Annotated in this window: 12 protein-coding genes; all 12 read left to right on the forward strand. The window is 48.1% G+C overall.

The annotated features are described in order from the left end of the window. Window positions 1-8 precede the first annotated feature (8 nt). Window positions 9-419: an ExbD/TolR family protein gene (locus ACWQXP_RS11955; RefSeq protein ID WP_454063102.1), complete on the forward strand. Its 411-nt coding sequence runs from the start codon at window positions 9-11 to the stop codon at window positions 417-419. Between the two features lie 20 nt (window positions 420-439). Continuing rightward, complete coding sequence (locus ACWQXP_RS11960) at window positions 440-784, forward strand: hypothetical protein (protein WP_454063103.1); 345 nt, start codon at window positions 440-442, stop codon at window positions 782-784. A 200-nt stretch (window positions 785-984) separates the two neighbouring features. Then, the gene (locus ACWQXP_RS11965; RefSeq protein ID WP_454063104.1) at window positions 985-1,191 is read left to right on the forward strand and encodes an excisionase family DNA-binding protein; all 207 of its coding nucleotides are present in this window, start codon (window positions 985-987) and stop codon (window positions 1,189-1,191) included. Window positions 1,192-1,267: 76 nt separating this feature from the next. Next, entirely contained in the window at window positions 1,268-1,624 is a 357-nt protein-coding gene (locus ACWQXP_RS11970) for a hypothetical protein (RefSeq protein WP_454063105.1), read from the forward strand. Between the two features lie 245 nt (window positions 1,625-1,869). Beyond that, complete coding sequence (locus ACWQXP_RS11975) at window positions 1,870-2,613, forward strand: hypothetical protein (protein WP_454063106.1); 744 nt, start codon at window positions 1,870-1,872, stop codon at window positions 2,611-2,613. 673 nt (window positions 2,614-3,286) lie between these two features. Continuing rightward, window positions 3,287-4,651, forward strand: coding sequence for a PepSY-associated TM helix domain-containing protein (locus ACWQXP_RS11980; RefSeq protein ID WP_454063107.1), 1,365 nt, complete (start codon window positions 3,287-3,289; stop codon window positions 4,649-4,651). A 299-nt stretch (window positions 4,652-4,950) separates the two neighbouring features. After that, window positions 4,951-7,275 (forward strand): TonB-dependent receptor family protein, encoded by a 2,325-nt coding sequence (locus ACWQXP_RS11985; protein WP_454063108.1) that lies wholly within the window; start codon window positions 4,951-4,953, stop codon window positions 7,273-7,275. 302 nt (window positions 7,276-7,577) lie between these two features. Next, entirely contained in the window at window positions 7,578-8,135 is a 558-nt protein-coding gene (locus tag ACWQXP_RS11990) for a cytochrome P460 family protein (RefSeq protein ID WP_454063109.1), read from the forward strand. 498 nt (window positions 8,136-8,633) lie between these two features. Continuing rightward, a complete protein-coding gene (locus ACWQXP_RS11995) occupies window positions 8,634-9,068 on the forward strand; it encodes a TA system VapC family ribonuclease toxin (RefSeq protein WP_454063110.1) in 435 nt (144 codons plus the stop codon). Between the two features lie 211 nt (window positions 9,069-9,279). Beyond that, window positions 9,280-9,840 carry a Uma2 family endonuclease gene (locus tag ACWQXP_RS12000; RefSeq protein ID WP_454063111.1) on the forward strand — a complete coding sequence of 187 codons (561 nt, stop codon included), beginning with the start codon at window positions 9,280-9,282 and terminating at the stop codon, window positions 9,838-9,840. A 470-nt stretch (window positions 9,841-10,310) separates the two neighbouring features. Then, complete coding sequence (locus ACWQXP_RS12005; RefSeq protein ID WP_454063112.1) at window positions 10,311-11,696, forward strand: amidohydrolase family protein; 1,386 nt, start codon at window positions 10,311-10,313, stop codon at window positions 11,694-11,696. Window positions 11,697-11,762: 66 nt separating this feature from the next. Continuing rightward, a complete protein-coding gene (locus ACWQXP_RS12010; RefSeq protein WP_454063113.1) occupies window positions 11,763-13,988 on the forward strand; it encodes a TonB-dependent receptor family protein in 2,226 nt (741 codons plus the stop codon). Window positions 13,989-14,214 lie beyond the last annotated feature (226 nt).

Here is a 14,214-nt window from a genome sequence, read left to right on the forward strand (position 1 = left end):
AACCACTCATGAGACTTCCCGCTTCAGCTAAAAAGAAAGCCCGCATCGAAATCATTCCCATGATCGACACCATGTTTTTTCTTTTGGTGTTTTTCATGATCGCGACACTCTCGATGACGACACAGCATGGGATGCCCGTCAATCTTCCAGAGGCCAGCTCGACAACAGACCATGTCACCGAACCCGTTTCGTTGACGATTACGGAACAGGGGGACTTGTTTTTCAATAAAGAAGCGATTACCCTTGATCAACTGAGTGCCAGGCTTCAAGTGATGATCCAAGAACACTCAAAACCCTCAGTCGTGATTAATGCCGATGAACGTATTGAACACGGGTTGGTAATTAAGGTCATGGATCTAGTCCGTCAGCATGGTATTCATGATATGGCAATCGCCACCAAACCTGGAATACAGTCATAGGCGCACCCGCTGGTGGAATCATGAAACATTCCTCGCACAGACGCTATATCTGGTCAGGAGGGGTCCTTCTTTCATCGTTGTATCTGTTTTTGCTGGGAGCCGCTTCATTTTGCTTGTTTGTCCATGCGGCTCCTCCTAATGAAAGTACACACCATTCTCAGCACGCCGCCAATCATTCGACCCTTTGCGTTTGGGCTTGCCAAGTCGGATCCTATTCCTCAACCGATCAGCTTGTCTCAACGACTGAGAGCAAACCAGACCTTCTCGTTGTCGCGACACTCCAATACACATCCTCCATCGCACCGCAATATGGTGCACTCTCCATCCGATCCCGTGGTCCTCCTCGTCCCTCCTTTTCTTTGTAATTCTCTATCGCATTGATTGGTCTTTCAGTCGACGTCGTCTCAATCAGAAATGTTCCTACAGGTGGACGTGATCGTGAGAACGACACCCCAAGAAATTCTGATCTGTCTCGCAAACAGAACGATGTTCCTTTCTGAGACTCAAAATCGATGCGTTGCACAACACCTGTATACAAAGATGTTTAAAGAGGAGAACACTCACCATGACAAAACAACTTCTACGCGTTGGCGAAGCGGCTCAAGTACTCAATGTTAGTCGATGGACCATTTATCGCTGGGTTGAAGAGGGCCGACTGGAAGCAACGAAAATCGGAAAAGGCAGTTTACGAATTTTTCATGAATCTGTGAATAGCCTCGTTCAAGACAACCGCAAGGAACATTGGGAACCTGTCCTCACTGGGGTGCGGTAATTTTCCCAAAAACTGTTGCACGGCTCAGCAACCATCTGTAGACGAGCATGATCATTCCCGGTAAGGTTATGTGATCATGTTGAAGGCAGCAGAAGTATTTTGTGAGCGGCATCATCTGGTTATTTCAATGAATCATCAACGTATCAAAAAAGTTCTGGCCATCATCCTGGGCTGTTGTTTTCTAACCGTCAGCACATCCTATGCTGCCTCAATGGCCAACCACGCGACCGCTCATCACAGTCCGGATAGCCACACACAATCATGGTGTGATTGGCTGTGTAAGGCTGCCCAGGCCATTCAAACACCAGCCATACAACTCGATCAATCCGGTCGGTGTATCACACCGCTGCTCCTCAATAATGGGCACCCGAATGTGCTCTGCCTCAATTTTTCTCCAGGATCTCGCGGACCTCCCGTCACTCTCTTCTCCTAATCCCTGTAGCCGTTTCGAATAACTTCTGAAATTTGATGCATCTTATTTCGCTTTGGCAGCTTGAATAGTTCAACTGCAAGTTAATTGGATTCGCTATAGGCCATTCAGAACAGAACATTCGTCCCTGCCGTCTTTGTCGAGACAGGGCGAAGCCGTCAATTGAGAACAGAGAGTCGGACGAACGTCCACCGCTTGGCGAATTGCATGCGATCAAGAATCTCCATGTCTTGAGGAGTCTTCGTGTCATGTTGAATTTTCACCGTCCCCGGTCAAGGAACAGAATCATCCTCGTCATTCTGTTCGTGACCTTCGGGTTTGTTTCAGGGTCACCGTCCACGGGACAGGCCAATAACCTGCTTTCACTGCATCTAGCAGCCAAGCCCTTTAGCCCAACAATGTGCAAAGGACAAGGACTCAACAGGTCCATCCGCATCCAAGTAGCACACCATCGCGACCTGATTGTGAGAAGAGTCCCAGGGCAATACATTCCGCAAGATCCTGATGAAGCGAGACAGAAAAACTATACGCACTACATCAGGGTGAAGGATCTCACCAATGGCCACGTGTCCGACGGCGCGATTGCCTTTGACTCACAACACGGCATTATCTTTCAAGAGACTCATCCACTCGGGATCTCGCGGCCAGTTTTTTTGGAACAACAACCGGCAAGACTTCGCCCGCTCGTGAATCAAGCACTCAACACCTTCTTGCATCTCCATCGCATTCTCAATACAGCCATCGATGCCTGTCGCGCATATCCCCCCAAAGTGGCCTATGAGACCGACGATGAGATTCTTCGAATAGAGGAAGGCAAACATCGATTTTTGAACCTCGTCCATCGACATAATGAACAGCCTAGACCACAGTCATTCAATATTCGACACGAGTCTGGCTATACCGATGGGTTTGTCGATCCTGAAGCCGGGAAACATTCAAACGTGAGCTATCAGGCCATGAACCCTCTGAATTTTTACGTACCGCCAGCATAGTCATGATGACACTGCGTGCAAGAAGGAGCAGGAAATATGCAAAAACGTTCTCAGACTCATCCGTTTATCCGTCTCTTGAATCCCAAGGTGGGCTTGCCCACGTGGCGGGAGTATCGCGTGGGCGCTGATATTGTGACCTGACAGGTCAGGGCATTGCTTCGTTGTTTGTGACACCCAAGGTGGGAGCCCACGTGGCGGGAGTATCGCGTGGGCGCTGATATTGTGACTTGACAGGTCAGGGCATTGCTTCGTTGTTTGTGACACCCAAGGTGGGCTCTTCCTCCTGACCTTGGGAAACCCAGGGTGAAGGCTTTATTAGGAATTGCAACCTCCTTGGCCTTCACCCTGGTCTCTTACACCAAGAATCCCGTCTAGCTCCTGACTCTACTTTGGAGGCACAGATGGACAATCAAATAACAACCGTTCAACTGCAACTGACCCATCAAATTACAATCCGAGAACTTCAAGGAAGATGGCGACGTGTCTCGAGTTTGAACGACACCGGAATTGAGCAGATCTGGAATAAAACTACCCGTGAAACATGTGAAAGGAAAACCCCAAAAGAACCTATGAAAGGATAAGCTTACGTAGACCCTCGCTATCGCCGAAAAACTTGCATGGCAACGAAAGGTCGCATAGCCCTCACTTCATCATCCCACGTTGAAAACTGTATATGTCATTAATCACAACATCTCATGCCTGGCCCGATTATCGTGCGGTGTGGCGATGGCATTTCTATGCCGGCCTATTCTGTATTCCCTTTATCATCTTGCTAGCGATCAGCGGAGGAATCTATCTCTTCACCCCCCAGATTTATGACTGGCTCGACCAACCCTATGACCGCTTGCCCCTTACCGGACACCCCACGACAGCCCACGCCCAGGTACAAGCGGCCCTCCGGAGCATTCCTGGGTCCACCCTGTTCGCATATGAATTGCCCAAGGAACACCATGACGCCATTCGAGTCATGGTAAACAACCAGGAGGAACGCATCCGTGTATATGTGCACCCTGAAACCTTGGAAATTTTGAAGACCATTCCTGAAGAAGAACGATTCACTCGAATGGTGTTTCATTTTCATGGGGAATTGCTGATGGGCAATACCGGTTCCGTCTTTGTGGAATTGGCGGCCTCTTGGACCATTATCATGATCGTCACCGGCTTCTATCTTTGGTGGCCGCGCGATGAACGGGGACCAGGCGGAATTGTATACCCCCGGTTGAACCGAAGCCCACGAGGGTTTTGGCGTGATCTTCATGCCGTCACGGGTTTTTGGATCTCAATTTTTGTTCTATTTCTGCTCGTCACCGGACTGCCATGGGCTAAAGTCTGGGGGACATATTTCAAAGAGGTGCGTCAATTGACGGGAACGGCGGTCGCCGAACAGGATTGGACAGTCGGGGCAACCTCTCGAAATCCACGATCTAAGAGTTCCGAGGAACATCGTTCACACGGAATGCCCATGGCAAATACAGCCGACGCCGCAGACAATCCGCTGGACTATTCCCCACTTGATACGCTCTTGCCGTCAGTTCGCGCCCTGCATCTTCCCGATCCTGTCTATATCACGCCGCCTTCTACGGCCGAAGGACATTGGGCCGCCAAATCGGAGACACAGAACCGTCCACAACGAGTCAAAGTCATACTGGATGCGGCATCAGGAACCGTTCTGAAAAGAGAAAACTTTGAGGACCGTCATTTTTTAGACCAGATGATCGGGATTGGAGTCGCGGCTCATGAAGGACAACTCTTTGGCTGGCCGAATCAAGTGTTGGGAGTGGTCACGGTCAGTGGCCTCCTCATTATGGTCACAAGCGGATTTTTCATGTGGCGACGACGTCGCCGTCCTGCCGGATCACTGGGGACTCCTCCCCTTCCACAGCCCCAGGCATTTTCAGTCGGGTTCAAAATGTTGCTCGTGTTTTTGTGTGTATATCTCCCTTTGTTTTTGGTCTCCTTACTCTCAATACTCCTGATTGAAAAATTCATCCTACGCCGCGTGCCTCAACTTGGTGATTGGTTCGGACTTGCGAGATGAAATCTTACGATCACGCACTGAGACTTCTGGCCAAGTTTTTATTGATTGAGGGATTCAGTTAATTCGCAAACTGTAGTATCCAACGGTAGATGACAATGGCCTCTTCTGATACAACGTTTCCCTTTATCACGTTTATGGATTAGGAATGTAACACCTCAATATCCAAATCCAATCGTCTATCGTTCTTTCAACACGCGTTAATGCCAGTCCGTTTTCAAATGATCACCATCATGAACATCTAGCCTGCGTGGCCGGATATTGTACTTCTGTTTTTATTTATGTTGTAGGGAGACTATCTCGTGAAACCATTGCCGTTTATCTGTGTAGAGAAATGGATCATGCGCCTCTTCGTGTTCCTGTTCTGTCTTCCACACGTGCTGAGTATCTCCGCGACAACATTTGCGGCATCAAGCATCAGTGCTCCACAGTCCCAAGAAACCCTCCTCCAGGAACAACAGGAGCTGGAGGGAGAACGTGATCAACTCACGAGACGGCTGGAAGAAATCCGAACACAACTCCGGAAACTACAACAAACACCGGCTCCACAACAAACCGAAGAACAGAAACAGACTCAGGTCACCCTCCAAGAGGAGGAAGTCGAAATGCTAGAAGAAATGAGTATCGTGAGCACCCGAATCCAAAAACGACCGGAAGGGCTGACCGTGTCTTCCACATTACAGTCTGAAACAGACATGCAACCAACCAGAACCATGAAAGAATCGCTCGAAGCCCTCCCCGGTGTGATTCTTCGTCAGGCCAACGGCCCACGAGATTTCAGCATTTCCATTCGCGGTTCAGGAGTCAAAACGTCATTTGCCGTCAGGGACATCAAGGTCTATGAAGATGGGTTTATTCAAACACAATCAGACGGCCTGTCCCGACTCGATATGCACGATCCCTGGTTTATGAGAAGCACCGAAGTCATCCGAGGAGCCGCATCCTCGCTGTACGATAACTATGCACTCGGTGGAATGGTTCACTTCAAAAGTCGGCGAGGTAGTGACATTAATGGCGTGGAAACGTTTTTTTCAGGCGGATCATTCGGCTACCACAAAGAAGCCGTCGCCATCGGCCAACAGTACAAAAACGTGGATATTTCATTATTTGCCAGTAATGTGGCGGAAGAGCAAGGGTACATTCAGCACAGCGACTACCAGACGCAGACACTGAACTTTAATTTCCGCTTCACCATCGATGAGAAACAAAGTCTGTACGTCAAAGCCATCACCAACTGGCTGGATACAAGAGTCCCGACCCGCCTCACGAAATCACAATTTCAAGCCGATCCCCGCCAGGCCGGCTCTTTGTCGGTGGCCAGGAATCAACAACGCATTGATCGACGAACTATCGTAGGCGCCATTTATGAACGGGAACTGACCCCGAATACCGTCCTCACCATGGAAGCGGACTATGACGTCAAAGACATCAACCAGTATTTTTTCCAGATCTTCGATAACGTCAACACCAACATCAAACATTATACGGATCTCCGGCATCATGGCCGGATATTTGGCCTGCCGTTAACGAGTTATCTTGGATTTTTCGTGAATAATATGGAACAAGAAGGCAATTCTTTTCAAAATCTGGCAGACGGTCGGGGCACTCGTGGAACGTTAGCCGCCAACAATCGAGGAACCATCCGCAACATTGGAGGACGATTCCGCGAGGAACTCACCTTCCTCCCCAATTGGACTCTTGCCGCCGGTCTCGGGTTCGAGCAGTCCATCGTGAGTATCCAAACCATTAACTATGACAATGCCGGAGCCGTAAATACTCGAGCTGATGCCTCTCGGACATTTTATAATTGGGCTCCGGAAATGTCCCTCACTTGGAGACCGGAAGAGGGCTATCGACATTGGGTTCGTGGATCAACCGGGTACGCCATTCCAACCTTTGGCAATCTGACTCGCAATCCGCTGACGGGGTTGCCAGGAAGTAATTTTGATTTAGAGGCCCAAAAAAATGTGAATGTAGAAATCGGGACAGAGTCACGACTCCATGACACGTTGACCGTACAGGTGGTGGGATTCTGGACCTTCTTTCGGGATGAAATCATCACACAAAATGTCTTTGATCAAAGCACCACAGCCTCAATCAATGCCGATTCGTCTGAATACCGCGGGATCGAACTCTCTGCCGATTGGCGACCCATCCCAGGATGGCGGTTTTCCGGCGCTTACACGCATATTGATGCTCGGTACAAAAACTTTACAGACCGGTTTTTGGTGAACGGCATTGCCACAGACGTGAAGCAAGACGGCAAGAAAGTTCCTAACGTTCCCCGGGACATCCTCAACCTGAAAGCCGAGTATCTTCATCTTGAAACCGGATGGGGAGGTTGGGTGGAAACGAACTATTCCAATAGTTATTTCTTAAACAATGGTAATACGGTCGGCATTCCTTCGTTTTGGCTCGTCAACCTTAATCTTCACAAAACCTTTCAGTTCAAGAATGATTGGGTTCGTTTTGCGAAATTGTACTTCGAAATCGATAACCTTGCTGATAAAGATTACGCGGCCTCCGGACAGGTCGTCTCAGACGCGACGGCAGATGCCAACAAACAACTCTTCTTTGCAGGATACGGCCGCGCGTTTTACGGAGGAGTCACATTGGGGCTGTTTTAGTTTGCAGGACGAGAGAAACAAATACATGCAGCATCAGAAAGAAAAAGAGATCCAAAGTCTCTCATGCGCTCGTAATAGTTGATATACCAGTCACACTCCACGGAATTTTCACGTTGACAAAAGGAGGTATTGACATAGATAGCTGTCTCATGAATGACATCACATAACGGGCCCTCACATTGACCGTTTCAGCAAAAAACCAGCCACAAGTGGTGCTAAGAGTGCAGAGGACTCGAGGTCTTAGCGTCTTGGCTTACACAAACACGTTCTTGCACTTATAAAATACAAGGAGATTGCAGGTTATGAAAAAACTCATTGCAATGAGTCTGCTAAGTGTCCTTATCCCGTTCATGGGTTGCTCATCGATGTCGATGACGCCATCAGCAAAATCTGATGACATACCCAAAGACGGAGAATTGATGTTCCCCAAAGACTACAATAAATTTCCGACATTTTTGAAAGGTATTCAAAAGCCTGATGCCGTTCGAGACCTCTACATTAATCAAACTGGCGCCAACGCAAGCCAAGGCATGCCGTTTGCTGACGGCTCGATCTTAGTCATGGAAATCTACAACGCGCAAAAAGATATGAATAATGAGTTCGCAAAAGATGCGCAAGGCAATCTGGTCAAGGATGGTCTAGCCAAGGTCTTTGTGATGCAAAAAGGCAAAGACTGGGGCAAGCATGCTCCCATGGGATTGAAAAATGGGGATTGGGTGTATTCCGCCTTCAACGCAACCGGAGAACGATTAGACGTAGATTATAAGGCCTGCCGAGGATGTCATTTGCCGTTAGGTGAGTCCAAAGACTATGTCCATCGCTACGATGAATACTTCGAAAAACGCGGACAGGCCTATTAAATGAAAGACTCTAGCTTCATACAAAAGTGAACAGATTTCCCAACCATTTTTCACACTCCATAGCGGTCTCTTTCTTCGGAAATCCAATCTACCAGGGTGAAGTTCTCGGACTTCACCCTGTCCTCTAAAATGCTTACTTTTTTGATACTTCTTTCTATGGAGACAAGGTTCTCATAGAAAACCTATAAAATTGGCCATTCTATTCATTCTCACCACTAAGTTGGCATAGAGATATATCTCATGATACATCTATATGCATGAAGACGACAGTTGATATACCTCAATCACTTTTGGATGAAGCCAAAAAGCTAGCAGTAAAACATCGCACCTCAGTCAAAGCATTGATAGAAGAAGGATTACAGCGAGTCCTAATGAACACCAGCAGTCTGGGATGTTCCGCCATCGTAAAGCTACCTTTAAAGGAAATGGTCTTCAGGAAGACGTGGAAGGAGCATTGTGGGAAACCATACGTGAAAAAGCGTATGAAGATCGCGGGGGGTGATTGCCGTCGACACAAATATTTTAGTCTATGCTCATCGAGAAGATTCTCCATGGCATGATTCAGCCTATGCTCATCTGACAAAATTAGCAGAAGGGACAACGCCATGGGCTATCCCCTGGGCTTGCCTCCACGGATTTCTTGCCATCGTGACTCATGCTCGAATCTTCAAACCTCCCACCCCCTTACCGGTCGCCTGCGAACAAATCGATGCGTGGCTAGAATCTCCACGCGTACTACTACTCTCCGAAACAAGTGGTTATTGGCCCATTTTGCGGCAATCAGCACTTGAGGGAAAAATCCAAGGCCCAATGATCCATGATGCACGGATTGCAGCCCTTTGCCAACATCACGGCATTCAAGAGTTATGGGCCGCTGATGGCGACTTCAATCGATTCCACGCACTCTCTCCACGCAACCCATTGGTCCAATAACGTAAGGCCGCAGGATGGTCGGACTGAAATTCATTGAGACGAAAGCACAGACCACTGTAAAGGGGTGATAACGCCGACAGGCATTGACTGAAGCAACGATCGCATTCATCGCTGAATAACAAAGAAAAATTGCAGGATCGGCTTCACCTTATCTTGAGGGCGTCACAATGGCCTGTTAAGATAGTAGGATTGATCAATACATGAGGAAGTCATGCCAACGACGACTCGCACGGCAAAATTCACCTATGATGAGTATCTCCTCTTCCCCAATGATGGGAAACGCTATGAATTAATTGAGGGAGATCGATTCGTGACGCCTGCACCGAGAACAAAACATCAACGAATTTTGATAACTCTTGTCACATTTTTAAATTTATACGTACAAAAAACCCACTTAGGCGAAATCTTTTGTGCGCCCACCGATGTCGTCTTGTCTGACATCGATGTCGTACAACCCGACCTCCTGTTTGTATCTCAGGCTCGGGCATCCATCATTACTGAAAAGAATATTCAAGACGCTCCGGATCTAGTCGTTGAGATCGTGTCAGATTCGACCAGACGAACAGACGAAACCATCAAACGTAAGCTCTATGAACAGTATGGTGTGCACGAATATTGGATTATCGATCCCGAACTTGAAAGGGTGAAAGTCTATTGTCGAACAGATCACGGGTTCGGACAACCCATCGAACTGACACTCGAAGCCCACAATCAACTCACCAGTCCCCTGTTTCCAAACTGGGAAATCCTCCTCCAGGATTTATTTCGGTAATTCCCTCCAATCGATTATTCGTCTCGTTTTGTCTTACCACCTCATTTTTTCAGCGACCAGAAGACCAAAACCATTCCCCTTACCTCGGACATCGTGATCAATCAATTCAAGCTCATTCTTGAATAAGAATACAACACACTAAGGCCAAAATTTAAAAACTGTAGCATCCGTAAGTATTTGGTGCATCGATCCGTAGTTTATGTAGAGAAAGCTATGGTACCAAATTAAGGACCATCACCCATGTTATTCATGTGCAGAAACAACAGAGAAAAAAGTTAGAGTTACGCTCTAGACTTCTCTCAAGTTGCGTCTGAAAGGACGCCGCCTGACACACAAAACACAACATTCGATTACTATTAACCGAATCCATCTGAATCCTCTAACACAGCACTCTTTCAAACTATATGGAATGCAAAAGTTCGAAAATGATAAACAGTACATTGTTCCGTTATCGAGTTCCAATGAGATACATGTCTGTCTTCATCCTATGCTTGCTAGTCGTCCTACACGTACACATTGGACCTGGTGCTTACGCTTCAGAATCCTTCAGCACGCATTCCGCTCAGAAAAATTACGAGTATACCAATGGCAAATGGTTTGACGGAAATTCGTTTCAAGATACCACCTTTTATGTCAAGCATGGTTTGTTGACCAAGACTCGTCCTCCACATGTCGATGACGTGATCAATCTTGAGGGGCAATTTGTTCTTCCGCCATTCGGAGAAGCTCATACGCATAATGTTGAAGGGCCTTGGAATATTGACCAAACGATTCAGACCTATTTGCGACATGGGGTATTCTATGTCAAAAACCTGAATAATATCCGAGAGTTTTCGGAACAAATTCAGAACAAGATCAATATCCCCCAAAGCATTGATGTTGCCTTCGCCCATGCAGGCCTGACCTCTCCTAACAATCATCCAATAAACCTCTACGAGAATGTCCTCCGTCTTCACCGGTATGAAGCCATTATTGGGAAAAAGAAACAGGGTTGGTTTAACAATCGTGCATATTTCGTAATCGATTCGCATCAGGATATAGAGCAAACCTGGTCTAAAATCATATCAGGCAAACCGGACTTCCTGAAAATTTATGTCGGACATGCATCGAACTTCGACACATCTTTTGATTCCGCTCAATCGCATTTTCACCGTGGACTCCATGACCACCTGATCGCCCCAATTGTCACACGCGCACATACAAGTGGATTACGGGTCTCGGCTCATGTTGAAACAGCAAAAGACTTTCGTCATGCGGTACAGAGCGGAGTAGATGAAATTGCCCATACGCCAGGCTGGTACATTCCAACCGTTAATCTCGCTCAAAAAACAGTGTTGCAAAAACAGGATGCCAAACTTGCGTTTCAGCACAACGTCACGGTCGTGAGCACGACCGTTGCCGGCGCCTTTCCCCCGGCAGGACACCAGCAGCTCCAGGATCATGTGTCTCCCCATGCACACGAACCCAACGCCCGGGCAGAGCATCAAGAAACCCACAGGCAACAGATTCAACAAACAGCTCAAAAGATCCAACGCGATAATCTTCAATTACTGTATGAACAGGGCGTCAAGATTGCGATAGGCAGTGATCACGCTGAAACCTCACTCGCAGAGGCTCTTCACCTGCACAACCTGAAAGTATTTGACAGCCTGACATTGCTCAAATTGTGGTGTGAAAATACGGCAGAAGCTATCTTCCCAGATCGAAAGATCGGCAAGCTCAGAGAAGGGTATGAAGCCAGCTTTATCGTCTTACACGGCAATCCGATTCACGACTTCCGGCAAGTCCGTCATATCACGCTTCGTATCAAACAGGGCATTCCCCTCTTGATCGAACAGCCCTCCCATGCGCACTAATACCTTTTATATTCCCAACACGGATTCGTTTGAACGAACGAATCATATGTCTCACATGAAAGGGTCATGAGTATGATCGCAGGAGCTTTTCGAAAACCGTACCCCACCTACTGTCTGTTCTACATTTGCCTCACCTTCATATTTCTTGAAGCCACTGTGACGTTTGCAGAACTACCGGCTGACCAAACAACCAATGAGGTCGAAATGTTGCCGCCCGTCCTGGTCGAGGGCAAACGAATTGAAAACATCGATATCGTCAAGGAAGAACTAGCGCGTCGACCTGGTAGTGTCGCGCTCATCGAAGAAAAAGAAATCACCCAGTCTCGAGGCGTCAACCTGAACGACGTTTTACAGTTCGTTCCTGGGGTCCGTTTTCAAACACGCTTTGGTGCAGACGAAGGACAATTTCAAATTCGCGGCACCTCCCTTCGCAACAACTTTCACCATCGCGGCATAAACATTCTCATCAACGGAATCTACTTCGGAGATGCAGACGGATTTTCAGACTTTGAATCTATTGATCTTCTCGCCTATGAACGGATCGAGGTTTACAAAGGGGCCAATGCGCTACGGTACGGAGCCAATACGATTGGCGGCGCCATCAATTTTGTCCCACGGACCGGATACAATGCGTCATTGTTGCAGGTCAGACTCCAAGGCGGCAGCTTCGGACTTGTCATGGGACAAGTCTCAAGCGGATACGTGACTCAGCCTTTTAAAATTGGACACATGGATGTCGTCGCCGATTACTACATCAGTGCATCGGGCAGTCACCAAGACGGATTTCAAGATAACAGCCAACAGGATCGGCAACGACTCAATGCCAACATAGGATTGAAAATCGGCACACATCAGGAAATTCGCGCGTATATCTTGGGAGGCGTCGTGGCCGAACGCATTCCCGGCTCGCTGACACAAGCCCAGCTCGAAGACAACGATCAACAAGCCAGTACCTTGGGCGGGATCAGCCCCTTTGCCTGCGGCCCCAACCAAGCTTGCAAATACGGACGATATTACAACTTAATCCGAACCGGAATTGCGTATCGGAACGAGTTCACCGCCAATCAATTTTTTGAAATTATTCCCTATTACTCCTATCAGTATGTGGATCATCCTATTTTCCAAACTATTGTCCAGGATAATTACAATGTGGGTGGAGAAATTCGGTATAGCAACACCAACCCTCTGTTTGGCCATGACAATTTGTTCATCATCGGACATCAGCCGCGATACGGAGATACCAACCAACGGCGCTTCGTGAACAATCTGGGGAATCGTGGAACACAAACCCAAAACCTCAGTATACAAACGACCAATTTCGGCACATATCTGGAAAACCAATTCAATGTCACCGAGGATTTTATTTTTATTGCCGGAGGCCGGTGGGACTACAGCATTCGAGAAGGTCGGAACCAGCTCTTCAGTCCATTTTCGGGAAACATGACCAGCAGTCGGACCGACCTCCGGCAATTCAATGCCATTACTCCAAAAGTCGGTTTTTCCTACCAAACCACCGAGACGTCACAAATCTACGGAAATGTCAGCCGTGGCTATGAGCCGCCGATTAATTTGGAGTTAACGTCTTCCGTCAACCCAGACGGCTCCACACCGACCAGTGCCTTTCTCTCCCTCGATGCTCAACGCGCCTGGCAATTAGAACTGGGTACACGCGGCACCACCGCCGATCATCGCATCTCCTGGGATGTCACCGTGTTTGACTTAGAAATGCAAAAGGAAATCATCGCCTCCAACATCAACAATCAAGGCACGTTTCAGAATGCCAAGGGGACCCGGCACACAGGCGTCGAAGCTGGAGGGAGCATTGTCGTGGCCAATGGCATACTGGCCCCCGGACCGAAACATCAAAGTGATACGATCACTTTGAGATCGGCCTATACCTGGTCATTATTCAAATTCACCGACGACGTCGTCGGAGGAGGCGCCGTTGTCGCCGAAGAGGGTAATCGCGTTCCTGGTGCGCCGGAACATTACCTCACTGGCGAGGTACGGTATGATCATCCGGCAGGCTTTTGGATCGCCCCGAACTTTGAATGGTCCATGGTTGGATATTATGTCGACTCGCTCAATACCACCAAAAACTCGGCCTATTTCATCACCAACCTCCGTGCAGGATATAGCTACAACGACAGCCTTTCGTTCTTCGCTGAAGGCAGAAATCTCACCAATCAGACCTATGCCGGAGCCGTCGTCGTGAATGACTCCTTAGGCCGGTTCTTTAATCCTGGACAAGGCATTAGCGGATTTGGCGGAGTCGAATGGAAGTTTAATTAAACATTTCATGCGAGGGTGAAGGCAGGTACGCATTAACAGCCCTGCTCTTCACCCTCCTTCTTTTCCTTCAACCAACCCTAATAGTCCATTAAAAATAGAGCAGTCCCGAGACCTCCAGCCTTTCGCCTTTTGGCCGAGCGAGACCTGAAGTGGCTCCTGGTGGAGTCAACTCGGAAATAGGCCAACACGCTATCCTCACCAAAAGTATCATGACGTGCATCGTTTT

Source organism: Candidatus Nitrospira salsa, from assembly GCF_965152625.1.

Coding starts and splice junctions, on each gene's coding strand:
- ACWQXP_RS11955 (WP_454063102.1), top strand. CDS start 9: ATGAGACTTCCCGCTTCAGCTAAAAAGAAAGCCCGCATCGAAATCATT.
- ACWQXP_RS11960 (WP_454063103.1), top strand. CDS start 440: ATGAAACATTCCTCGCACAGACGCTATATCTGGTCAGGAGGGGTCCTT.
- ACWQXP_RS11965 (WP_454063104.1), top strand. CDS start 985: ATGACAAAACAACTTCTACGCGTTGGCGAAGCGGCTCAAGTACTCAAT.
- ACWQXP_RS11970 (WP_454063105.1), top strand. CDS start 1,268: ATGTTGAAGGCAGCAGAAGTATTTTGTGAGCGGCATCATCTGGTTATT.
- ACWQXP_RS11975 (WP_454063106.1), top strand. CDS start 1,870: ATGTTGAATTTTCACCGTCCCCGGTCAAGGAACAGAATCATCCTCGTC.
- ACWQXP_RS11980 (WP_454063107.1), top strand. CDS start 3,287: ATGTCATTAATCACAACATCTCATGCCTGGCCCGATTATCGTGCGGTG.
- ACWQXP_RS11990 (WP_454063109.1), top strand. CDS start 7,578: ATGAAAAAACTCATTGCAATGAGTCTGCTAAGTGTCCTTATCCCGTTC.
- ACWQXP_RS12000 (WP_454063111.1), top strand. CDS start 9,280: ATGCCAACGACGACTCGCACGGCAAAATTCACCTATGATGAGTATCTC.
- ACWQXP_RS12005 (WP_454063112.1), top strand. CDS start 10,311: ATGTCTGTCTTCATCCTATGCTTGCTAGTCGTCCTACACGTACACATT.
- ACWQXP_RS12010 (WP_454063113.1), top strand. CDS start 11,763: ATGAGTATGATCGCAGGAGCTTTTCGAAAACCGTACCCCACCTACTGT.